Source organism: Phosphitispora fastidiosa, assembly GCF_019008365.1.
GTDB classification, from domain to species: Bacteria; Bacillota; Thermincolia; order Thermincolales; family UBA2595; genus Phosphitispora; species Phosphitispora fastidiosa.
Genome location: NZ_JAHHUL010000006.1, coordinates 47,069 through 71,274, shown reverse-complemented (window position 1 = coordinate 71,274; position 24,206 = coordinate 47,069). Strand labels below are relative to the sequence as shown.

Below are 24,206 nucleotides of genomic sequence, written 5' to 3'. Positions count from 1 at the left end.
TGCCACTTCTTATTGACTCCTCTCTCTCCTCAATCCTCTGATAACTGTTTCCATATAAGACCCCCGGGAGCCCTTTACCAGAACCACGCTGCTTTCCGGAATAGTTTCCCTAAGGAATTGCACTGCCTGTTTTTTTAGCAGGAATGACCATATCCTCATCCGGTCAGAGTTTAAAGCTGCCCCTGTGGCGATCTGTTTCGCCAGCCTGCCTACCGTAATAAGCCAGTCTATCTTTAATTCCGCTGCCCTTTTCCCAACTTTGCGGTGATTTTCCACGGCATTTTCTCCCTGTTCCAGCATATTGCCAAGTACGGCAATGCCTGTTTCCCCCCGGGACAGCGCCGACAAGACCTCCAAACCTGCCATCATTGAACCGGGATTGGCATTATACGTATCGTTTATCAGAGTACTATTCCTGATACCCCTTAGCAGTTGGAGTCTCATAGCCGGTTTCCTGTACTTGGCAAGGCCTTTTCTAATCATATTAACATCGAGATCAAGAAGACGGGCAGCTACTATTGCCGCTAGGGCATTGCTTACATTATGCTCCCCAAAAGTCGGAATAAAAAACTCGTGTTCCTGTCCATCTATTACTGCCTTAAAAGATGTTCCCCTCTTGTCAAAAGTTATGTTACCCGCATTAAAATGGGCCTTGTTTTTCAGCCCATAATAAAGAACCTTGCCCTTAAATCCCGAATAGTCTATTTTCTCTGTATTGGGGTCATCGGCATTTAACAACAGGAATCCGTCATCCGGTATTCCCTCGATTATCCCCGCTTTCTCCTTGATGACGTTCTCAAAACTGCCCAAGTGCTCAACGTGCCCTTCACCTATATGAGTAATAATGCCAACCCGAGGCCGAATAACCCGTGACTGTTTGCTAATATGCCCAGGCCTGTTCATCCCGATTTCAAAAACAGCAGCCTCATAACCATAATTAAGGCGCATAATATGAGACGGGACATAATGGGGCAGGTTCAGATTACCTATCGTTTTCAGGGTCTTCCACCTAAGCCGGAATATTGATGCTAACATTTCCTTGGTGGTGGTCTTTCCCGATGTTCCGGTCACCCCGACAATGGGAATATCGTGCAGGTCACGATAGTACTTTACGGCCTTCCAAAAGGCTTCCCCAACTTTTGGCACAGCTATGACCAGAATATCCGGGTCTTCAAAAGGCAGAGTCTTTTTATGTCTGGAAACCACGATACCTGAAGCTCCCCTGCTAATAGCTTCAAGTATATTCTCATTGCCTGGCTTACCACCTGCGATATCAAAATAGATTAAGCCTGGCCTTGCTGACAAGCACCTGGACATGATTCCCCTCAAAGGCAGGTTGGCATCACCCCTGACCAGGCTGCCCTCCATTATTTCACATAATTTGAGAGCGGGTATTGTTCGCAAAATTATCACCCTTTCTGATGCAAAAACTGGATACCCATGGTAAAGTGATGAGTATTTTTACTTTGATGGCGGACAATTTTATACCAGAGTACCTTCCGAATCCCCAGAATCAGCAACATACTCCTCAGGGCGCTCAGCATTATCATCAACTTCGTGGCTTAAAGCCAGAAGGTTCCCCGAAAGGATGAGAAGGATTAAAATTAGGAATAGTACAAAAACAAGGTTGAGTGATAGGGTAAGGTTACCTGTGGCTGTTTTTAAAGTAATTGTCTTTCCTTCACCTCCAAACGATGTAAATGCCTTGCTCATAGTTTTTACCGCTTCCTGTCCGGAATTGCTGGTGATAACGTCGAACAGGCTCACCAGCCCATCGGTGACAACCTGCCCTTTTTCCCCAAGGTAAGGTCTAAATCCCTGCAGCAGCGGGACAATATTGGGGTCAATGGGAACGTAACTCATATCCTCTGCCTCCTGCTAATTTATTTTTAAAATATCTATTACATATTATGAGTAAAGGGATAATACGTTCCGCCTCCAATTAAAAAAGCCATTTGGCTGTCCAAATGGCTTAAGTGTTTTTCACACTGCAAGCAGGATGACATATCTGAGAAAAAACCCGCCACACAAGACCAGGATAGCTGACATTACAGCCAGTCCCTTGGTATTGGCGCTGGGCATGCGCAGGCTGTACCGCTGAATACTGAGGGGCAGCAGCAGTCCCACTACGATAACACCCAGCCAGAAGAAAACTGCGTAACTGCCAAACATCACATTTCTTACCAGTCCCGAGGTGTCAGGAAGAAACAGTAATATCAAAAATATTAAAACTACAAAGGTTAGCTCAATCTTGATAATAAGGCTGTCCCCTTTTTCAAGGCGGGTCATAATACCATGGTCATTACTGCCTGTCAGTCCCATGAGAAGGATGATGGCAGCAATCCCGGTAGAGGTTGCTGACAGCATAAAAAGCGCCGGCAGCAGAGGGGTGTCTGCCCAAACCGGCACTGATGTGGCTGCCAGCAGCACCCCGGTATAGGCCGCTACCAAAACGGCCAAGGGTATCCCCAGCAGGCCGATGCTGCGCCTCAGCTTTTCCTTCCCGGCAAGACCGGATATCAGCGGCAGACTCCGGCCCGTTTTCTCTTCTGCCAGCCACATCAACGGGTATAGGACGCCACAGATGATTACAAAAGCGCCCAATAACCACACCCCAAGAGACATTGCTGAACCTGCTTTGAAAACCAGTCCGCTATGGAGAGGTCCGGCCTGGAAAATCAGGTGCCAGAACCTTAATGGCCTGCCAAGGTCCAGAAACAGCATAATAAGGCCGATACAGATAGGTATAAATACGGAATATGAGCCCAGACGGGCGATATCCCGATACCTGCCCTTTCCGGCAATGTCAGCAATAACGCCGATATAATAGGCTGCCGCAGCCATCCCCCCGATAAAAAGGTAAACAGCCACCGGAAGTCCCCAGTTAATTCCTTCAGGCATTCCCGTTCTCCCCCTCTCTTGATCCGGACTCTTCATGTTCATCCATAGGGCTGTCACTGAACATTTTCCTGATGGGAGAAGCCACCAGAAATCCTCCCATGGCAAGTCCTGTAAGCCATTTCAGGATTGAATCCCCATTAGCCTGCCGGGGGTTGTCCGGCAAACCGCAGACCTCCGGTGTATCAGGCAGCAGGTAAAGTACTCTGAGCCCGCCCAGTTCTGCATTGCCATACAGGGCTGCATTGGGAAAACCATTGGACTTAAGGTCAGCCACTCTCCCTTCAGCCTTTTTCTGCAGTTCAGCAAGGCTGCCAAACTGGATAGCGCCCGCCGGGCAGGCTTCAGCACAAGCTGTTATCCGGCCCTCTTTCACCCTTGCCTCACAGAAGGTACACTTACGCACTGTTCCAGTTTCCTCAGATAATCCGGGAACCTCAAAGGGACAGCTCATAACACAATACTTGCACCCGATACAGGTCTCCCGGTCAATTACCACTATCCCGTCATCACGTTTAAAAGCCGCTCCGGTTGGGCATACCGCAACACAGCTAGGGTTGCCGCAGTGCATACATTGAACCTTAAGGTTTACAGGAACCCTGGTTTCACCGGCCCCTTCTTTGGAAAACTTAACCGTAGTCCAGTTATCTCCATTAGTAACCGGGGAATACTCCAGGACATCAGGCAGTTCGTTGGCCTTTTTACAGGCAATGGCACAACTTAGACAGCCGATGCATTTAGAGACATCATTAAGCATACCCTGCCCTTCCATGCCGGTCAGTTCACTGCCGGCGGCGCGGCCTGTACCGAGCGGAATAAGACCACCGGCCACAGACCCGGCCGCAATCAAACCGGATATCTTTAAAAAGGTCCTCCGGTTAATACCCATAAATTTCACTCCCTTCACAGTCAGTCCTTAACTTCTGAAGGTCCGAATTTCGTCTCTAACCACATCAACTATCTGAGGTATCAAAGAAGCAAGCAGCGGGCTCAGTTCAGTGCCCCAGACAATATCCCGGGGCTGAATTCCGATAATAACCGTCTCCGGATAGCCCCCCAGGAATTTTGCCAGTTTCAGGGTTTCAAAAAGGTCAACCTGATGCAGAGAGGTCTTGTGCCGGTTAATCATCACATCAACCTCATCTGCCCTGAACCGGTATATAGTCCCCGGCCGGTCTCCAGTATCAATAGCATCAACAATAATCAGCCGCTCAGTATTTTGGATTTCCTGAAGCAGGTCAATACCGGCCACCCACCCATTGACGATCTTGACACCGTCCGGAAGCTGCTGCCCCTCCATAGCCTTGATAACATGAACACCGATACCTTCATCACGGAGCAGGTCATTACCGACACCCATTACCGTGACCCTGTTCATATAACCCTGAATTCCCGGATTTCGTTGGAATCGGCCCTTATCAGGTGCACAGCACAGGCAAGGCAGGGGTCAAATGATCTCACTATCCGGACAACATTGATGGGATTATCAGGGTCAGGAACAGGCGCTCCTATCAAAGCCTCCTCGACAGGTCCCCGAATTCCTTTATCATCCCTTGGTGAACAGTTCCAGGTAGTGGGAACAACACACTGGTAATTTTTCGATTTACCGTTTTCTATTTCCACAAAATGCCCCAGAGCGCCCCTGGCTGCCTCTACCAGGCCCATCCCGCGACCGCTCGGGGGAACAGGCTTTTCATCACAGACAGGCTGGCCGGGCTTCAGTTCCTCCAGCCAATTCAGCATACCCTCAGCAACCATCTTGCATTCCCAGGCGCGTGCCGCATGGCGGGCCACAGCCGAAGGCCAGGCTCCGATTTTGGTAACCAGGTCCATAAAACCCTTGTCCTGAGTAACCAGCATCCGGGCCAATGGGCCGACTTCCATGGGATTACCGTCATATCTCGGGGCTTTAAGCCATGAATAAGCGCCTGCCTTATGCGGATCAGGGCTGGTCTCCCCCTCTGTGGGGTGTTTACCGGTTGTCGTATCAGAATACCAGGAATACCTGACATATTCGGCAATCTTATCAGGGTCCAGAGGATTAACTTTTGTAATGTCACCCCCGAAAATTGCACCTGATTTTAAGAAACGGTTAGTATAGTCACCTGACTTGCCCAGGTCAAAGTTGCCATAGGCCAGAAAATTGCCGCACCCAAATCCAATCTTGGCGTCATGGATGGGTTTCAGGGGGCCTGTGCCAAATAAAAGCACATCCTTCAGATATACATTATTAACAAAATCAATAAGTTCCAAGAGCCGGCTTCTGAAGGAGGCAATCCTGTCCGGAGTAGGTTCTATGGTAACCCCTCCGGCAACAAAAGTGGCATGGTGAGGCATTTTGCCGCCGAAAATGGCCAGCATCTCCTGGGCCTTTCTCCTCATCTCCAGGGCCTGAATATAATGGTGCACTGCGGTTGTTACTATTTCCGGGTCACTGACACAAAACTGGTCAGGCTCATACCGGGGAGTAAGCGGCGAAGTATCCCCCGATTTCACCAGACCTACTATTTTTTCCTTGACCCTGAGAAGATTGGCATCCATCCCTTTATACCCGGCAACTGCCATAATATCCAGGTAATCAAGAGCTGCCAGATGATAAAAGTGCAGGATATGTGAGGCCACAAAATTGCTTCCGGAAACCAGGTTGCGGATTATCCGGCCATTGTCAGGTACTTCAGCCCCAAAAGCCGAATCCAGGTTTTGTACTGAAGCGTGGGCATGTTCTGCCGGACATACTCCACAGATACGTTGGGTGAGCACTCCGGCATCCCGGGGGTCTCTCCCCTGCAGAATCACTTCAAACCCGCGCCACAACGTCCCTGCAGCCCTGGCATCGATTACTTTGCCACCCTCAACCTCAACCTCAATGCGAAGGTGACCTTCTATCCTGGTTATGGGGTCTATGACTACAGTCTGTGCCAATTGTTACACCTCCTCTGCCTTAGCGGCCTGCTGCCTGGATTTTTCCTTGGCGAAATACATCCCCCCGGCTGCAGCCGCTGCTCCCACAACAGCCCCTCCGAGGCTGGCTCCGAAGGTGCCGATAGCTGCCTGCTTGTCATCACTTTCCTGAGCCTTAATAGTCTTGGCTACCTCAGGTACCGCTTCATATAACGGTGTTTGCGGAAATTCCGGTTCCACACAGCCGGCACACGGCGCCCCAGCAGCTATACAAAAATTGGTACCCGAATTCCACAGCCGGTGGGGACAGTCTGCTGACGTGACCGGACCACGGCAGCCTTTGGCTCCCAGGCATCCTTCAATATCCGGAAGTTCACTCCCAAAATTCTTGATAAATTGGCCCTGCTCGTATCCGCCGCGCCGCGGGCAGTTCTCATGAACGACTTTACCATAAAACATCCTGGGCCTGCCTTTACTGTCAAGGTCAGGAACCTTGCCAAACAGCAGAATGTTCACTATTGTACCCACCAGCCAGTCAGGGTGTGCCGGACACCCGGGAATATTCACAACCGTACCCCCAATAACATCCTTTAAGCCTTTAGCGCCGGTAGGATTTGGTCCTGCACCCGGTATCCCCCCATAAGAAGCACAGGTGCCCAAAGCCACATTGTATGCAGCTCCCTTGGCCACCTTTTGCACAATATCCACAAAGGGTTTGCCTCCGATCTTGCAGTAAACACCACCGTCCTTTGTAGGAATCGCACCCTCGACAATCATTACATATTTGCCGTTAAAATCCCTGACGGCATCATCAAGGGCTTTTTCCGCCACATGTCCGCTGGCTGCCATCAGGGTTTCATGGTATTTAACCGACAATGTGTCCAGCACCAGTTCGGCGACAGACGGATAATGTGAATTAGCAAAAGATACTGTACAGCCGGTACATTCAGCTCCATGCAGCCAGATCACGGGTGTCTTCCGGGACACCACTGATTCCAGGGCATTTGCTATCTGGGGCACGTATAATTCGGATAGCCCCATAAAGACTGCCAGACTTGAACTGTACTTGAGGAAATCTCTCCTGGTAAACTCTTTCCGGAAAACCTTGCCCAGTTCAAACATAACTTTCTAATACACCCCCTTGCATTTATAAAACTAAATTTACTATAGTTGTAATGCAAGATTTATGCCAAAGAAAAATGGGGTTAATCAACCCCATTCTGTTTAGTTACTGTACATGCGTTTTTCATCCCGCACCAGTGTACAGGCATCTTCAATTGTCATTGTATAGTTTCTTTACATGTTAACAATATCTTACACTCGTAGTTTTTGGACTCAGAAAAATCCCCGTTAAACGTCACTCCCCTGGTGACCTTATTCAGCCATTCTAATATCATATTCCCTCATTTTCTGATACAGGGTTACCCTGGTAATGCCCAACAGCCTTGCTGCCAGGACTTTATTATTATTTGTCCTGTGCAGGGCCTCTAATACTAAACGACGTTCCACTTCTTTTACAGCATCCTTCATTGGTCTGAATTCATTGGTTGTCCCGTCCTTACCCAGCACTTGTATCTGTGGCGGGAGTGATTCGGGACGAACCACGGTTCCCTCTGTAAGAAAAAGGGCACGTTCCGTAATGTTTTCCAATTCCCTGACATTACCCGGCCAGCTATATTTCAACAGCAGTTCCATGGCCTCTTCAGAAATTATTTTGGGAGAGATGTTTTTTTCTTTGGATATCTTCTCAATAAAATGACCTATCAAAAGAGGAATGTCATGTTTTCTTTCCCTTAGGGACGAAACATAAAGTGGCAGCACATTTAGCCTGTAAAACAGGTCAATCCGGAATTTACCTTCTGCGATAAGTTTTCGCAGGTCTCTATTGGTAGCTGCGATAACCCGTACATCAAACTTAATTACCCGGGTCCCTCCTACCCTCTCAAACTCCCTTTCCTGTACCACCCTCAGCAGCTTTGCCTGCATACTGAGGGGAAGATCCCCTATCTCGTCAAGAAGTATGGTCCCACCATTAGCAAGCTCAAACTTTCCGGGCTTGCCACCCTTCCTGGCTCCGGTAAAGGCCCCCTCTTCATAGCCGAACAACTCGGATTCTAAGAGCAATTCCGGTACGGCTGCACAGTTTATGGGAACAAAGGGGCTTTTGCTGCGGGAACTGATATTATGGATAGCCTGTGCCACTATCTCCTTCCCGACACCGCTTTCACCCTGTATCAGCACAGTTGAGTCACTTGCCGCCGCTTTTTCGATCAATCGCTTCAAGCTGCTGATAACCGGACTTTCCCCGATAATGGTATCAAGTATATATCTGGTTGCTTGGGGAAAATTGAGCCTGTCCCTGTAGTACTCAATTTCACCGCGTGACTTATTTAGCAGGTACGGGAGACACATATCGATTTCCGCCAGCCCCTGGTAAACCGCCACAGCCTTATCACGACAGGTATTGTAGCCACATGACCCGCAGTTCAGTTCATCCTCGGGAGCAGTCTTGTATGTATGTTTAAGAATCTCCCGGATTTCATTTTCCGAGGGATACTGCAAAGGAACTGAGCGGTCTGAAAACTTTCGGCTTAACTCCAGTTCAGGCATACCGTTTTTGAAATAGGAACAGGCAGCCTTGGCGTGCCGCAGCACCAGTTCCTTGCGGGTGAAGAAGTCCACATCTGTATCTATCTCAGGGCCATCGACACATCCCTTGCAATAAAGGATATCCAGAAACCTGGGCGCTATTTTACCGTTACTCAGGTTTTGAATAACCTCCACACAGTCGTCTTTTCCTTCCACCACAGACAGTTCAGGAACAATCTCGTTATTCAGGCCAAGGTTTTTCAGGAGTCCCCCGGAAACAGGAAACAGGCTGGGCAGAAACTCCCCGGACTCTGGGAGGAACCCTTTTTCCCCTTCCAATTCAATGCCCTGCTCACGGAAAAGGCATTTCAACTCACGAAATGTCAGTACTGCATTGACCAGATTCCTTTCATCACTCCGGGATTCCTCTTTTTTGGCCACACAAGGTCCAATAAAGACTACTTGCACCTTTTTCTGCTTCAATCTTACCAGTTTGGCTGTTGCCATTACAGCTGAATCTATGGGTGCCAGCATGGGGATAAGGTTTGGGTAATGCTTCTCGATAAGCCCTACCACAGCAGGACAATATGAAGCAATAACAGTCCCCCAGTTTTCGCTAAGGTACTGTTGATATCTGGGAACTGTAAGCTCTATCCCCTGGGTCACTTCCACTATTGAGCTGAACCCCAGTCCGTATAGTGCCGAAAACAATTCCTTAACCTCAATACCTGGAAAAGCTGCCGGAAAAGAAGGCGCCAGCATGGCAACGGTATTCTTGGTTTTTAGAAATACCCTAACCATATCAATATCTATAGTATCGATTTTTTTTGCTTTCTGAGCACATACCCGCACACAGTTGCCGCAGCTGACACACCGTTCCTCAACAATTTTGGCCTGCCCATCCTCTACCTTGATTGCTTTAGCAGGGCAGTTCCGCACACATGAATAGCAGGTTTGGCACTTTTCTGAAATTGTAACAACAACACTCATTATTACACCTCATTGTGCTCTCCTTTTTGATTTTTTGACAATATTTCGACAAATATTTCCTGATTCCTTTTTTGGGGTATTAAAAAAAAGGGAATGCCTTCCGGGCATTCTACCTTGTAATCATTTTCATTAGTAATATTAACAGGAATAATTTAAGGCCGCTGGCCGAGTCCTCTTTTTCGTTCAAATCCCGGTCCACTGTTTTGCTCATCATCAGGAGTTTTTTTTATAATCACCGGTTTTGGAGTTTTCTGTTGACTGCGCCGGTGCAGCAGACACACCGGCTGCAGCTGCGGATTGTGATGCCGGAGCCGGGCCGGGGTTAGGTTCTGCAGGCATGTTTTGATTTGCTCCGGCGCTTCCCTGATTTAACATGCTGAATAATGAAAGCAGCAGGCCTGGATTTATCTTCTTCTTTGAAGCCAGATTCCCTAATAAGCCCATTAAATCCGGCTGCCCGCCTCCCTGGCTGTTCATTAAACTTCCCAATGTATCATTCAGGGTCTGAGCCTGAGCCTGAGCGTCCCCGTTGCTCTCCACCGGATCCGTTACCTGCCTAACACCGCTGCCTGGGGTTTCCCGGACTACGCTCATAATAGTGAGAACATTAAACAGCCCCAGAATACCCAGCAGGACATTTGGACTTATTTTATGGTCTGTCTGCCTGTCAAGCAAACTAATCAGCTTGTCGACAAGGTCTTTTTCGTTCTCCCTGGACCCCAACAATGCAGTTATGTCTTCCAAACCATGACCTCCTTCTCAATATTTTCAGAACAATCCTGCGCTAAAAAAATCCGGGGATATTGGGGATATTCATCCCGCCTGTTACCCTGTTCATTTCCTGCTTGGCAAGTGTGCGGGACTTTTCCATGGCCAGGTTTACGGCATTGACCAGAAGTTCCTGAAGAACCTGCGCATTGGCAGGGTGTATGATTGCAGAATCAACCACAATATCAACGATTTCCTGCCGCCCGTTGGCAATTACCTTTATTGTACCTGCATCAACTACGGCTTCCACCCTCATATTCTTTAATTCTTCCTGAACCTTGGCCATATCGGACTGTAATTTCTGCGCCTGCTGCAGGAGTTTACCCAATTGGTCATCAAGCAAATTAAGGCCCCCCTAATCTTCAGATATCTACACATTAAACTATATTCAGACCAGCCCGATTTGTTTCACGTTTTTCCATATTTTTTAGCAAAAAGGGAAGGTCAACCCTCCCCATGGCATAATTATAGCCCGGGCCTGTGCTCCCACTTCTGTGGCTGCTGCATCAACCGCAGCCTGCAGCGAATTGAAAGGCGTAAAAAAAAGTCTGGCCACATCAGCAGCCTGCATTTCTGAAACCCAAAAAACCCGGCACTGCTTAACCGCTTTTATAATAAAGGCAGCCTTATGTCCTCCGAGCACAAACTCTTTATGGGTTCTTTCTTCCAGTTCCGCCAAACCCGCCGCTTCTTTTAGCCACTGTTCAAAAACAGGGTCGCCAAAGCCTTCAGGGCACCTTGCCGTTACAATAATGATACCTCCGTTGGCAGCCACTTTCAAGGCATTACCGACAGCCTTTTGAGCCTGGTATACCGCATTATCCCTGGGACTGCCGCCCGGTGAAACAATGACTATTTCGGCAGGGTAATCAACCTCAGCCGTATACATGCGCTTCGCAAAAGAACACCCGGCACGGTGAGCCGCAACAGGGTCACCGGCAACAACCGCGGTAACCTCTTTGCCTTCATTGAGAACAACATTTATAATGAACCTAAGCTTTGTACAGCGGGCGAACTCCTCCATATCCTCTCTTACCAGGTTCCCGTCAAGGACACCGACTGCATTCTCCTGCAGGCAGGTGAGCCTGTGATTGTGTTCGATGGCACGTTTACTGGCAGTTCCAATGGCTATACTTTTTACCCCGCCCGAATAACCGGCCAGCTGGTGCAGCTCAATATTGCCCAGGCTTATCACCATATCTGCAGCTGCCACGGGAACGCTGACTTCCACGGGAGTTCCTCTTGTAGTGACCCCCAGCACCCTGTAGCCGGTTTCGGCGCTGTGGAAACATTGCAGTTTGCCATACAGGGGCCCCATCAAGTGTTTCTTTTCACTTTCTGTGGCAGGCCTGTGATTCCCACCCCCGATAACCACAGTAATTTTATCTCTTTTTATCCCTGCCTGTTCCAGTTCGTTGCACAGGATTGGAAGCAGAGTTCCTGAAGGCAGGGGCCTGGTATGGTCACTGATTACAATTGCAATTTGCTCCATTCCTTCCACCATTAGCTTAAGTGGGCTGCAGCCCCTCGGGGACCGAATGCAGTTAATAACCTCCTGCTCCAAATCCGCCACTTCCGGAAGCTGGTTTGGCTTGACCTCTGTCAAACTCCAGGCCTCAGGAATAATTGCTTTAACCCATTCATCCCCATACTTCAGACTAACCTCAACACCCAATACGTTCCCTCCTCGAGCTCTTTAATGCCAATCAGCGGCATAGTCTGCCACCGTTATTTTGGGCAGCTAAATCTGAGGCTATGCACCCGCTTACCTAAACAACGGTAAAAAGAATAAAGGAAGCGCCCGTAAGAATCATCCTTTGGGTCACTTCCTCACTATTTTCTCATACCCGGAGACTGCCCTTTATTTGCAGGCAATCCCTTCATTCGCTCCTTCAGCTATTTTGGTGGCATTTCTTCCCGATTTTTTAGCATTATACAAAGCTACGTCAGCCAGAGTAAAAAGAATTTCTTCTGTATCCCCGTGTTCGGGACAGCAGGCAATCCCTGCACTTATTGTAACCTGATTTTCGGTGGCAATACCGTCTTTTTTATGGTAGAAACGAATCTCCTCCAAAGACTGTCTTAAACGTTCTACTAAAAAATAGGCTCTTCCTGAGGTGGTGTCAGGCAGCAGAACCAAAAACTCGTCTCCTCCCAGCCTGGCTATCAGGTCTGATTTTCTGAGCCTTGTCTGTAAAAACCTGACAAACTCCACCAGAACCGAATCCCCGGCATAATGCCCATAAATATCATTGATATTCTTAAAAAAATCAATATCCAAAACCACTATGGAAAACGGTCTGCCGGTCCTCCTGACCCGGTAAAACTCTTCATCCATACGTTCCTTAAGGTATCTCCTGTTATAAGCGCCGGTTAGTTCGTCCCTCATGGAAATACTATAGTAACTATTTATCCGGTTTAAAATTGCCTGTATCCTGGCCAGCAGTTCTTCTTCGGCAAAGGGCTTGGTAATGTAATCATCACCGCCGGTCTGAAAACCCTCCAGCTTATCTTCAAGGCTTGTCTTTGCAGTCAAAAAGACTATTGGGATCATTTTCAGACGGGAATGGGACTTAAGCCACTTACATAATTCATAACCGTCTACATCTGGCATGATTATATCAAGGATTATCAGGTCGGGGGTTACCTCTTCCAGCAATGTCATGGCATCATCGCAGCGCTTGCACGGGATGATACTGTATCCCTGTTCACCCAGGTAATCCCGGAGCTGACAAAGCGTGATACAGTTATCTTCAATAACCATTATTTTTTTGGCATTATCTCTTATTGTAACCGGCTCTAACAAAGCCGCCACCCCCTGAATTGTCTTAATTATGAAATTATTTCGCCAATAATTTCCGTATTCCTGCAAATGCGAGAAATTTTTTATAACCCCGGTGCGTACGACTTGCCTCCATTGGCAGTGTAACATTTGCCGGCCAGGCATGTTGAAAATGGGACCGCCGTAATATTGGCGATCCCTGGTAAAAATTAAACTTATATATTCAATGTACTCCTGGTATATCCTCTCTGGTTAGCCACAACATCCAGGTAAATTGTCTCAATATCTGCCATTTCCGGCAGCCGGGATACCCCGCCTGTTTCATCTGCTATTACCTTAAGGTAACTCCCGCAAGCTTCACAGACATCAATCCGACAGCCGGGAATATCATCGACAATAATTACTGACAGTAAATTATGGTCTTCATTGAGGCAATATGGGCACTTCAGCCTCTTGGAAAGCCATTCATGTCCACATAATGAACAGTGTAAATATCTCTGCCCACCAGGGTTTACCGCCCTTCCCATATCAGGACTGCCGCCGCAGACAGGACAGAACGGATGATTTTCAGCTGCCTTAACCTCCCCCTTTTCCATGCTCTGGGCAAAAGCCTTCAGAAAGGGTTTAATCGAATTGGTAAAGATGAATTTTAACAGGCCGTTGTCTTTATTCACAACTTCATTAACACTACTGTTACGAGCCTGAGCAAAAGACTGACTGAGAAAAGAATCAGGTATCTTGTCAATTGCTTCCAACCCCTCCAGACCGGGCCGGTTTCGGGCAATCATACCAGTAATATCACGAAACACTCTGATAAACAGTGCGGTATCAAAAGCAGGCTGAATTTGCTGAAGCAGTGGAGTTTGAAGAGCTGCTCCCCCAGAACTGCCCGCATTTCCTGATGCCTTCAGGCCAAGACTGCATTCTTCAAAATAGTTTTTCTGAATTCCTATCAATTCCCGGTAAAAATTCAGCAGCTCATGTGGAATTCCGCCCTTATCAATATCACCCGGCAACAAAGCCACCCCCTATCAGAAATTTGCCTGACCGGCATACAATATTACCACCCTGGTAAGAAAACTACCGATCAGGATAAGCACTGCCGACAACACAGGCACAACAGTATTGATTACATTTTTCTCACTTGAAGCCAATTCATATATTTCCATGACAAGGGGCACTACCAGCCCGAAAGCCACTATGCCCAGCCAGAAAAGTGTGCTGAATTCGCCGTTAAGCAGCAGGGCGGCAGCTTCGGGGGCAGATGAACTCAACCTTATCATAAGTATAATAAAAACTACCAGCTCAAGAATATCAACAATGGCATCTGCCTTGGAAAAGGTATAAATAAGATGTCTGTCTGATTTGGTGGCTGCCAGTATCAGAATTATGCTGGAAAGACCGGCAGAAGTTGCTGACAACAGAAAAAGGAGGCCCAAATATGGGGTGCTGTTCCACATCGGCGCTGCAGTACTTGCCAGCAGGACCCCGGTGTAACATGCAATCAATACGGCAAAGGGCAGGGCTAAATATCCCAGTATTTTCCGCAGCCCCGGTCGGGAAGAAAAATATTTCAGAACAGGCCATCCCCTGGCAAACTTTTCTTCTGCCAGCCAGGTAAGGGCATACCCGCCGCCAAATATGGTGAATGCCGTCAGCAGCCAGGTTCCGAGAGACATAGTGGAACTTACCCGAAACAGAGGCAGAAAATTTTCTCCCAATACAAAGTGCCAGAAACTGAGGGGTCGTCCCAGGTCAATTATCAGCATCAGAAGACCTAGAATTATCAGGGGCACCCCGATATATGACCCTATCTTGGCTATGCGCTCATATTTCCCCTTACTAAAGGTGTTTGCCAGAATACCCGTATAAAACGCCGCTACTCCATCACCTGCCACAAACAGGTATATGGCTATAATTACCGGCCAAGCTATTTCATGCATTATCATCCACCTCCGCTCCAACTGACTTATCCGGCACTGTCCCGCGCTCCCGGAAGATTAACCAGAACGGTGCAAAGGCTACCACCCCTACTCCAGCCAGAGCATGCAGCCAATTGTTAAACAGGCCGGCAGTGGCCACCCGGGGATGTGCCGGGAGCCCGTAAACTTCCGGTTCATCATCCAGGACGTAAATCACATGCAGCCCGCCCAGTTCATGTTCCCCATAGACCCGGGCATTAACTCCTGTTCCATGCAGAACAGATACCCTCTGCTTTGCCTGAGTAAGCATCTTATCCCGGTCGCCAAAACTGATGGCGCCGGTAGGGCACGCTTTGACACAAGCCGGCTCCATACCGTTGTCAATCCTCTCATAACAGAACCGGCACTTCCTGCTGCTGCCCGTTTCTTCGGATAAGCCTATCGCATGGAATGGGCAGGCGACTACACAGTTTTTACAGCCGACACAGCGATCATCATTAAAAACCACCATCCCCCTGTCGGTCTTTTGAATTGCACCGGCGGCACATACGGCTTGACAGCTGGCCTCAGTACAGTGCATACACTGTTCTTTTCTGAACAGGAACCTCATTTTGCCACTGTCTTCCTTTTCAATAAACCGCACTCTTGTCCAGGTATCGCCGCCAATCCGGGGCGGGTTCTCATAGCTCCCGGAGAAGCCTGTTTTAACAGCAGGCAGCCCGTTCCACTGCTTGCAGGCCACCTGGCAGCCACGGCAGCCGGTACATTTGGAAACATCTACAGACATCGCAAGTTCTGCCATTTATACCGCCCTCCTTACATCAACCAGAAACGCCTTATATTCGGGAATCATGGTGTTGCCGTCACCAATATGCGGAGTCAGTTTATTGGCGATTTCTCCGGTTGCAATTCCCTGGTAGCCAAAGTGCCACGGCAGTCCTACCTCCTCAACCTGTTTCCCGTCAACAAGGAGAGTTTTAAAGCGCTTGGTGACCAGGGCATATGCCGTAATTTCCCCCCTGGCGCAAGATATAATAACTTTATCGCCGTTTTTGATTCCCCTTGCTTTAGCCAGGGATTCGCTCATTTCTACAAACATGTCAGGGAACAGTTCTGCCAGCCAGGGAAGGTTCCTGGTCATCTGTCCGGCCTGCCAATGCTCCGAAACGCGATAAGTTGTGCCGATAATCGGGAACTTATCAGGTGTCCCCTGTTCGTTCATGGGTGTATTCGGCACCTTAACCACCGGGTTAAGCTGGATACCGGACATCTGGTTATTCACTGGGCTCTCCCATGGTTCATAGTGCTCTGGAAAAGGGCCTTCCTTCATTTTGGTGGTAAACAGCCCACCCACTGTCTCCGGGAGCATTATAAAGGGATTTGTCCCTCCGGGGTCTGAAGGAGCCAGGACGGTATTGAAGTCAGGGACATCCAGTCCTACCCACTTTCCCTTTTCACCTTTGAGGATATCACCCTTCAAGGGATCCCACCAAATTAACTTGGAGTCATCAGTCCAGGGCCTTCCTTCGTAGTCTGCTGAACAGCGGTTGTATAGAATTCTGCGATTGGCCGGCCAGCTATAAGACCAGTTCAGGCAGTTCCCCAAACCACCTTCATCGGTGTTGTCACGTCTCTGAGAAAGGTTCTTCCCGGCCTCGGGGTACATCCCGCAGAAAACCCAGTTTCCGCTGCAGGTAGAGCCGTCATCCGACAGTTTGGCAAAACCGGGCACCTGTTTCCCGGTAAGGACATTGTATCCGTTGATTTCCCGGGCAACCTTGTCGACATCAGGTTCATCATGGTCGCCATAATCCCATAAAAGGTGTTTGATTGGATTAGCCGCAGGACTGCTCTCATTTTCATAAAGTTTTTTAACTCTCTTGAAAAGATTGTTTATTACCCAGCCGTCAGACTTGGCCTCATTAACCGGTTCAATTGCCTTCCAACGCCACTGAATCCACCTTCCGCTGTTGGAAACCGTCCCCTCTTTTTCAACTGAAGATGCGGCAGGGAGCAAAAATACTTCTGTTTTGATATCAGCAGGGCGGGCGCCAGCTTTCTCGGTCCAGAAAGTCGCAGTCTCGGTCTCCCAAAGGTCAACACAGACCAACCAGTCCAGATTTCCCAAAGCCTTTGCTTCCTTGTTGGCATTGGGACCGCCAACCACAGGATTCTGCCCGAAACAGAACATTCCCTTAATTTTCTCTTCATAAAGGGCCTCAAAAACTGAAATATGGGAATAATTTACCTTGGGATCAATCTTGGGTAGATATTGATAAGCATACTCATTATCCTTGGTTGCGTTGGGACCCCAAAAAGCCTTCAGCAGGCTGACCATAAATTTTGGTTTATTGGACCAGTAGCCTGTTTTCGGGGTCTCTGTCTCAAGATATGAGGCAAGAGTAGCATACTGAGGCGCAGCTGTCGGAAGATTGAGGTATCCCGGGATAAGGTGAAACAGGAGCGCCATATCTGTGGAGCCCTGGACATTTGCCTCTCCCCTGAGTGCATTAATGCCTCCACCGGGAACACCCATATTGCCCAGCAGCAGCTGCAGCATGGCATAAGACCTTATATTTTGCGAACCCACGGTATGCTGAGTAGCTCCCATGGCATACAAAATAGTGCCTGCTTTGCCGCGGGCCCCGGTGCCAGCATAGGTATCGGCGATTTCCATATAAACGCCTTTGGGAGTTCCCGTTATCCTGCACACAGTATCAATATCATAGCGCGAATAGTGCTTTTTCAGCAGCTGGAAAACAGTCCTGGGGTGCTGCAGGGTCTCATCTTTGAGGGGTTGTCCCGCAGAATCAGTCTTGTATTTCCATGTGTCTGTGCTGTATTTGCGGTTTTTGCTGTCATAACCGCTGAAAATTCCATCTTTAAAGCCATAACCATCGTCAATGATAAAGGCGGCATTGGTATATTTCCTTACATAAGCTTCGTTATATATCCTGTTTCTTAGAATATAGTTAATCATTCCGCCGATGAAAGCAATATCAGTACCTGACCTGATGGGGGCATAAATATCGGCTTTAGAGGAAGTACGGGTAAACCTGGGATCGACACTGATAATCCTGGCGCCGCGCTCTTCCCTGGCCCTGGTCAGCCACTTAAAGGACATGGGATGATTCTCAGCGGCATTGCTCCCAATAATCAGAGCACAGTCAGTATTTTTCAGGTCAATATAGTGATTAGTCATCGCTCCTCTGCCAAATGAAGGTGCCAGACCGGCAACCGTAGAGGAGTGTCAGATACGAGCCTGGTGTTCTAAATAAACCAGGCCCATGGAACGCATAGCTTTTGTCAGCAGATAGCACTCTTCATTGTCAAGGGCGGCGCCTCCCAAACAGGCAATACCCTCTGTCCGATTAACGGTAACCTCAAGGTCTCCTCCTGTTTTGGAATCTTTGACCTTTTGGCTGCTAATAAAGGTATTGTCTCTGGTCTGTTTAACTTTTTCAGCTATCCGGTCCATGACCCAGTCCCATTCCCGGGGCTCCCACTTACTGCTTCCGGGCGCCCTGTATAGAGGCTTGCCCAGCCTTCGTTCGTTATTGGCTATCTGGTATAATGATGACCCTTTGCTGCAAAGAGAGCCCTGGTTAATGGGGTGGTCCGGATCACCTTCAGTATTAATTATTTTACCATTCTCCACATAACATAAGATGCCACACCCACAACTACAGTAAGGGCAAATAGTAGGTACTATCCGGGCAGATTTTATCTTGAAATCCATAACCTTCGCAGCTACAGGTTCCAGATTAAAACCCAACTCCCCAAAAAACAGGCCAAGACCTGTCGCTCCGGACAGTTTCAGAAAACCTCTTCGTGAACACTTCATAGTAACTCCTCCCTTCGATAACATCGCCTTGGAGTGATCAAGGCCAATATTGCTGCTTCACCTCCTTTGCAGTATCAATTATTAATAGTTTGTGTTCAGCATATTTTCACCTATACTAATCCCCGGGCCAACAATACACCAAACAATAATAGACAGGAATACCCACTCCTGTCCACAATATAAGACTCTATTGGCACTTTTATGTATATATTTCGACACATATTGTCATTTTCCTTCATAAATATTACATCAAATTACAATAAATCTGTAATATTTGTCTTAAAATCCCCATTAAGAAGGCGCGCATCTTTCAGTTCCCGATGCGCGCGCCTTTTTATACTTCATTCCTTAGCCTTTTCCACTGCGAAGCCGTTACCGCTTTAGCGGTTACGGATTCGGAGTACCCCCTGCGGGTACAAATGTGGAAAAGATATACTTTCCTGAAGTACAAAAAAAAGGGGTGCTGTTACAGCAAGCCCCATAAGCCCTTCTTTTACAGTGTTCCTGATTAATAGAGGACCCTGATTAATAGAGGACTCTTTTGTCATCAATGCGCCTGGTGATTCTCTCCTTATCAAAATAAGCCATCACCGGGAGCGCAAATTTCCGGGACGTATTCAACAGGTCCCGGGCTTCTCCAAGGGTTATTTCTCCTTTCTCCTCAAGAAAACCTACCAGCAGATTTCTGGCCTTGTCAAGGTTCGCCCTATGTATTAATACATTGTCTTCAAGCTTAACCAGAACCTTTTTATTTATGAAGTAATTCAATATTTCTTCGCTTTCTGCCGGGACCAGCCTATGGGCCGATTTAATATCTTCCCACCCGGGTGTCTGGAAACCTGCTGCAAGATACTCTCCCTCAATTTTAGGGAACAGCCGGATCTGTTCACCCTGGGGTTCAGGCTGAAAACCCTTTTTAGCTATGTTTTCACCCATTATGCTGATTACCTCATCTACCCGGTAAATGTCCATCAGGGCGCTGAAAAGTTTGTTGCTCATTCCAGGAAAGAACCTGCTCCTGATTTCCTCCTTGGAAATACCGGACCTGAGGGGGTAAACAGTGTGATATTTTTCCAGCGCTGCTGCAATCTCGTCAGCTTTTTGCGTATAAAAAGAATCCAGCATAAAATAAATCTTGTTTTCTGAGGTAAATTGTCTCAAGAGACCTTGGGCTGTCAACTTATTTATGGCCTCTTCCGTTGTGGCCTCATCAAATCCTCCGCCGCGGGCCAGATCATCCCGTAAATGTGCAGCCTGCCCGGAGGACAGCATAAACTGGTGCAGAAGTTCTTCCGGAGTCCCTTTTGCCTTGGTCCGCAGAATCTCAATGGTTTCAGCATGAAACCGCTTCCGCTTGGGGGGAGCCGAATCGATAACCTTGCCCCCTCCAATTGTCGTCATTGGGGAATATGACCTAATTACCAGCAAATCATCCCTGGCAGCCACAATGGCCTCCTCACATTCCAGTTGGATAAATCCTGATTCGCCGGGCTCCAGTTCATCCTTTTCCAGGAGGATAACCCTAGCCAGGATTTCTGAAGTTCCTATATGTACCCTGACTCTCGCCCTGTTGGCCAGAGATTTTTTGATACCTGAAATGAGTTTAAGCTGCACATCTAGGCGGTGTGAGGGGTTAAGCATCCCCGGAGCAGCGATTACACTCCCCCGGGTTATGGTTTCACGTTCTGTGCCGGCCAGGTTTACAGCAACCCGCTGTCCCGCCAGCGCTTCTTCGACCTTAGTCCCATGAACCTGAAGTGTCCTCACCCGGGCCTCTTCCATATCAGGCAGAATTTCCACCACATCGCCAAGACGTAATCTTCCCGAAAGTAAGGTCCCGGTAACCACTGTCCCAAAACCGGTCTTGGAAAATACCCTGTCAACAGGCATTCTGAAATATCCGGCAGCTGGACGTTCCCGGAGATTTTCTGCTGTCCGGTCGATTAGCTCAATTAGTTCCCCGATACCCGCTCCGGTAACCGAAGATACCGGTACAACAGGAGCATCTTCGAGTACGGTCTCCTTCACCAGTTCAATTATTTCCTCTTGGACAAGATCCAGCCATTCCTCATCAACCAGGTCTGTCTTAGTAATCACGATGATACCTTTTTGAACTTGAAGCAGATCAATAATATCAAGGTGTTCCCTGGTCTGGGGCATAATCCCTTCATCGGCAGCTACTACCAGGATTACCAGATCCATTCCGCCGACCCCGGCCAACATATTTTTAATAAACCTTTCATGTCCGGGTACGTCAACCACACCGGCTAAGGTCCCACTGGGGAGTTGAAAGGGTGCGAAACCCAACTCAATGGAAATTCCGCGTTCTTTTTCCTCCTTCAGCCGGTCTGTTTCCTGACCCGTGAGGGCCTTTATAAGCCTGGTCTTCCCATGGTCAACATGTCCGGCAGTACCAATTATAAAGTGCTTCATTTACGGTCCTCCGAATCCTTGCCATCACCGCGGTCCACAATATCACGGTAGATTTTTGCCACATTTCCGCTATCGTTTTTTTCATCATTTCCCTTGTCGTTTCCGTTGCCGTCTCCATTGTCATTTCCGTCATCATTTCCGTCATCATTTCCGTCATCAACATTTGGGGCGGCTGCCTCAGGCAGGGCTGCTTTATTTTTTTTGCCGGGCCGCACCAGGTAAGCGAGCCATATGCTTATCTCATATAACAGATACATCGCCCCACCCATTATGCCCTGTGTGATCATATCAGTCGTGGGGGTAACCACAGCCGCTATGGCAAACACAGCCAGCACGGCAAACTTCCGTTTTGACGCCAGAAAACCGGGAGTAACTGCTCCCATTCTGGCCATAGCAACGATAACCAGAGGCATTTCAAATATGACTCCGAAGGGCAGTAAAAACCAGATGGTAAACGAAAGGTATTTGCTTAAAGAAAGCATGGGAGCCAAACCCTCTCCGCCAAAGCTGAGGAGGAATTTTACAGCATAGGAAAAAACAGAATAATAGGCAAATGCAATCCCGCCCACAAACAGCAGCACTGAAACCGGTATAAATATCAGCAGATAGCGTTTTTCGTGGGTATGCAGGGCAGGAAGCACAAATCTCCAAAACTGGTATGCGATCACCGGTGAAGCAAAAACAATACCTGCCACAACTGAAATTTTCAGGTAGGCTGTTAGAGCCTCAGTAGCAGTTATAAACACAAGGTCATAATTCAGGTTCTTAACCGGCGCCACCAGAAGAGCCAGTACTTTCTCCCGTATTATCCACCCTAATACCGCGCCGGGAATTACTGCAACAAAGCTCACAATAAAAACCCGCCTTAATGCCTCAAGGTGGTCCAAAATCGACATCGATTTGTCACTCAAGCAAAATCACCTCTAGCCCGTTTACTTTTGCGTTTTATCTGGATTTGATTCATCCGGGTTTTTTGCTTCTTCTGTTTCATCCTTGGAGCCCTTTCTGAAATTAGAAAGCATTTCCCCAAAGGAGCGTCCAATATCTGGCAGTTTTTTGGGACCAAAAATCACCAAAACAATGACTAAAATCAGAATCAATTCTTTTGCACCCAGCATCCCAAAGCCGAAGACCATAATTATCCCTCCATTTCCCAAGATGTCATTAATAATATTTTAAGATATCATAACCCGTATTCCGCTGTGCGGGGGTATAGCCTGCATCCCTGATACTGTTAATAATCTCATCCAGAGGAACCCGGTTGCTGACCCCGGCCGCCCTGACAACGTTTTCTTCCAGCATGGTGCCGCCAAAGTCGTTGGCCCCAAAGTTTAAGGAAACCTGGGCCATCTTGGCCCCCTGGGTTACCCATGAAGCCTGGATATTGGGCACATTATCAAGCATCAGCCTGGATACCGCCAGAGTTTTCAGGTAATCCACACCAGTTGCTGTTTTACCGCCAAGCCGGGTGTTCAAAGGCTGATAACTCCATGGGATAAATGCCCTGAACCCGCCTGTACGGTCCTGGGCATCTCTGACCCGGACCAGGTGCATGACACGCTCCTCAAGGGTCTCCACACTGCCGAACATCATTGTGGCGGTGGACTTCATGCCCAGTTCATGAGCAGTTGTCATTACATTCATCCATTCTTCCCAGGAAATTTTATCTGGACTAATATATTTTCTGACCCTATTGTCCAGAATTTCAGCTCCACCACCAGGGATTGAAGCCAATCCGGCCTCACGCAGCCTGACCAGAACTTCACGCACCGGAAGCCCGGTAATTTTGGAGAAGTGGGCTATCTCCGGTGGTGAAAAAGAGTGAATGTCAATCTCAAATCTTTCTTTAATCCCCTGCAGCATCTTCAGGTAGTAAGTAAACGGCAGGTCCGGGTGCAGTCCGCCCTGCATGAGTATCTGGGTTCCGCCGCAGGAAACGGTTTCCCTGATTTTATCATAAATTTCATCATAACTCAAAACATAGGCATCGGGAGCGTCTGGAGAACGGTAAAATGCACAAAACCGGCACCCGGTTGTACATACATTGGTATAGTTGATATTTCGGTCAATAACAAACGTGACCACCGGCTCCGGATGAAGCCTTTTGGTCACAGATAAGGCAGCCAGCCCAAGCAGGATTATTTTATCTGATTTGAGAAGGGCCACACCCTCTTCGAGTTCCAGCCTCTTACCGGCAACAGCTTTTTCAAGAATTCCTGCTATAGTTTTACCCAATTTCCTCACCCCAGATATTTAACTTAGCACGTTCCTCAATCAGCCCGCTCTTATATGCATAATCATAAAACGTCAGGAGCGCCTTTTGCTCTTCCTCTCCAAAACTGTACTTGATAGTTTCAAAGTACCTTTTTAAGACCTTCAGGGGCAGGCCGGTCTTTTGGTGTGCCTTATCAACCAAAGCAGGAATATTGGCAAAACCATACTCCTTTGCTTTAATAAATGCATTACTGATGTTTGCTACCTCTTCCGGATGTGCCTCAACGAAATTCCGGTTAATCACCCATAAGGCAAAAGTCATTTGGTATCCGGTAAATTCCTTCCATGCTGAACCCAGGTCCGTAATATGTAAGGAATTACCGCCCTGCTTTCTGACAGCCTCTCCGGCTAAAAGGGCATCATCCCCTATCAGGAGAGCAGCATCCGATTCCTTCAGCATCTGCTTCAGATCCGGTTCCTCCAGGGAATACTCAACCTCCACATGGTAATAATGTTCAAACAGTATTTTTAGCAGCGCCACTGAAGTTGCCGACGATGTCGGCAGACTGACCTTCAGGCCGTCCAATTCCGTTACCGGAACCTTACTGAAAAGGAGAATGCTCTCAACCGCACCGTCAGCGCTGATTGAGACTTCCGGAAGAATCACGGCCTTCTCGCTATGCCTGGCAAACTCAATAGATGAAATGGGAGTAATATCCAGTTTGCCGTCAATAAACATCTTATTCATTTTAGTCGGCGGTCCCTTGACCATTTTGGCAGCAATAGGGACCTGTCCCTGTTCAATAGCATAATATACAGGCAAACAATTTATATAATCAATATAACCCAGCCGGATTTTACTCAC

General features: G+C 48.1%; 21 protein-coding genes. All 21 read right to left on the bottom strand.

The features are described 5' to 3' along the window. Positions 1-9: 9 nt before the first annotated feature. The gene (locus Ga0451573_RS07855; RefSeq protein WP_231683338.1) at positions 10-1,404 is read right to left on the bottom strand and encodes a UDP-N-acetylmuramoyl-tripeptide--D-alanyl-D-alanine ligase; all 1,395 of its coding nucleotides are present in this window, start codon (positions 1,402-1,404) and stop codon (positions 10-12) included. A 78-nt stretch (positions 1,405-1,482) separates the two neighbouring features. Beyond that, on the bottom strand, positions 1,483-1,863 hold the full coding sequence (locus Ga0451573_RS07850) for a hypothetical protein (protein WP_231683337.1): 381 nt from the start codon (positions 1,861-1,863) through the stop codon (positions 1,483-1,485). Positions 1,864-1,983: 120 nt separating this feature from the next. Beyond that, entirely contained in the window at positions 1,984-2,901 is a 918-nt protein-coding gene (gene nrfD, locus Ga0451573_RS07845) for an NrfD/PsrC family molybdoenzyme membrane anchor subunit (RefSeq protein ID WP_231683336.1), read from the bottom strand. Next, positions 2,894-3,787, bottom strand: a complete 894-nt coding sequence (locus Ga0451573_RS07840) for a 4Fe-4S dicluster domain-containing protein (RefSeq protein WP_231683335.1) — start codon at positions 3,785-3,787, stop codon at positions 2,894-2,896. Before Ga0451573_RS07840 ends, nrfD (Ga0451573_RS07845) begins: the two co-directional genes overlap by 8 nt. Before the next feature lie 27 nt (positions 3,788-3,814). Further along, the gene (locus tag Ga0451573_RS07835) at positions 3,815-4,276 is read right to left on the bottom strand and encodes a HyaD/HybD family hydrogenase maturation endopeptidase (RefSeq protein ID WP_231683334.1); all 462 of its coding nucleotides are present in this window, start codon (positions 4,274-4,276) and stop codon (positions 3,815-3,817) included. Further along, positions 4,273-5,820 (bottom strand): nickel-dependent hydrogenase large subunit, encoded by a 1,548-nt coding sequence (locus tag Ga0451573_RS07830; protein ID WP_231683333.1) that lies wholly within the window; start codon positions 5,818-5,820, stop codon positions 4,273-4,275. Before Ga0451573_RS07830 ends, Ga0451573_RS07835 begins: the two co-directional genes overlap by 4 nt. A gap of 3 nt (positions 5,821-5,823) precedes the next feature. Continuing rightward, a complete protein-coding gene (locus tag Ga0451573_RS07825) occupies positions 5,824-6,921 on the bottom strand; it encodes a hydrogenase small subunit (protein WP_231683332.1) in 1,098 nt (365 codons plus the stop codon). Between the two features lie 252 nt (positions 6,922-7,173). Then, a complete protein-coding gene (locus tag Ga0451573_RS07820; RefSeq protein ID WP_231683331.1) occupies positions 7,174-9,378 on the bottom strand; it encodes a sigma 54-interacting transcriptional regulator in 2,205 nt (734 codons plus the stop codon). Positions 9,379-9,591: 213 nt separating this feature from the next. After that, a complete protein-coding gene (locus Ga0451573_RS07815) occupies positions 9,592-10,122 on the bottom strand; it encodes a hypothetical protein (RefSeq protein ID WP_231683330.1) in 531 nt (176 codons plus the stop codon). A gap of 40 nt (positions 10,123-10,162) precedes the next feature. Then, complete coding sequence (locus Ga0451573_RS07810) at positions 10,163-10,489, bottom strand: YbaB/EbfC family nucleoid-associated protein (RefSeq protein WP_231683329.1); 327 nt, start codon at positions 10,487-10,489, stop codon at positions 10,163-10,165. An 84-nt stretch (positions 10,490-10,573) separates the two neighbouring features. After that, complete coding sequence (locus tag Ga0451573_RS07805; RefSeq protein ID WP_231683328.1) at positions 10,574-11,821, bottom strand: nickel-dependent lactate racemase family protein; 1,248 nt, start codon at positions 11,819-11,821, stop codon at positions 10,574-10,576. 186 nt (positions 11,822-12,007) lie between these two features. Next, the gene (locus tag Ga0451573_RS07800; protein ID WP_231683327.1) at positions 12,008-12,952 is read right to left on the bottom strand and encodes a GGDEF domain-containing response regulator; all 945 of its coding nucleotides are present in this window, start codon (positions 12,950-12,952) and stop codon (positions 12,008-12,010) included. Positions 12,953-13,143: 191 nt separating this feature from the next. After that, complete coding sequence (locus Ga0451573_RS07795) at positions 13,144-13,944, bottom strand: formate dehydrogenase accessory protein FdhE (RefSeq protein ID WP_231683326.1); 801 nt, start codon at positions 13,942-13,944, stop codon at positions 13,144-13,146. A 15-nt stretch (positions 13,945-13,959) separates the two neighbouring features. After that, on the bottom strand, positions 13,960-14,871 hold the full coding sequence (gene nrfD, locus Ga0451573_RS07790) for an NrfD/PsrC family molybdoenzyme membrane anchor subunit (RefSeq protein ID WP_231683325.1): 912 nt from the start codon (positions 14,869-14,871) through the stop codon (positions 13,960-13,962). Next, positions 14,864-15,652 (bottom strand): 4Fe-4S dicluster domain-containing protein, encoded by a 789-nt coding sequence (locus Ga0451573_RS07785; protein ID WP_231683324.1) that lies wholly within the window; start codon positions 15,650-15,652, stop codon positions 14,864-14,866. Before Ga0451573_RS07785 ends, nrfD (Ga0451573_RS07790) begins: the two co-directional genes overlap by 8 nt. Continuing rightward, the gene (gene fdnG / locus Ga0451573_RS07780; protein WP_269438161.1) at positions 15,653-18,694 is read right to left on the bottom strand and encodes a formate dehydrogenase-N subunit alpha; all 3,042 of its coding nucleotides are present in this window, start codon (positions 18,692-18,694) and stop codon (positions 15,653-15,655) included. It abuts the gene before it with no gap. Between the two features lie 525 nt (positions 18,695-19,219). Next, positions 19,220-21,127, bottom strand: coding sequence for a selenocysteine-specific translation elongation factor (gene selB / locus Ga0451573_RS07770; RefSeq protein ID WP_231683321.1), 1,908 nt, complete (start codon positions 21,125-21,127; stop codon positions 19,220-19,222). Further along, positions 21,124-22,038, bottom strand: coding sequence for a twin-arginine translocase subunit TatC (gene tatC / locus Ga0451573_RS07765; RefSeq protein WP_231683320.1), 915 nt, complete (start codon positions 22,036-22,038; stop codon positions 21,124-21,126). Before tatC ends, selB begins: the two co-directional genes overlap by 4 nt. A gap of 21 nt (positions 22,039-22,059) precedes the next feature. Next, positions 22,060-22,263, bottom strand: coding sequence for a twin-arginine translocase TatA/TatE family subunit (tatA, locus tag Ga0451573_RS07760; RefSeq protein ID WP_435052285.1), 204 nt, complete (start codon positions 22,261-22,263; stop codon positions 22,060-22,062). Between the two features lie 28 nt (positions 22,264-22,291). Beyond that, positions 22,292-23,371 (bottom strand): cyclic dehypoxanthinyl futalosine synthase, encoded by a 1,080-nt coding sequence (gene mqnC, locus Ga0451573_RS07755; protein ID WP_231683319.1) that lies wholly within the window; start codon positions 23,369-23,371, stop codon positions 22,292-22,294. Next, positions 23,355-24,206 (bottom strand): menaquinone biosynthetic enzyme MqnA/MqnD family protein, encoded by an 852-nt coding sequence (locus tag Ga0451573_RS07750; RefSeq protein WP_231683318.1) that lies wholly within the window; start codon positions 24,204-24,206, stop codon positions 23,355-23,357. Before Ga0451573_RS07750 ends, mqnC begins: the two co-directional genes overlap by 17 nt.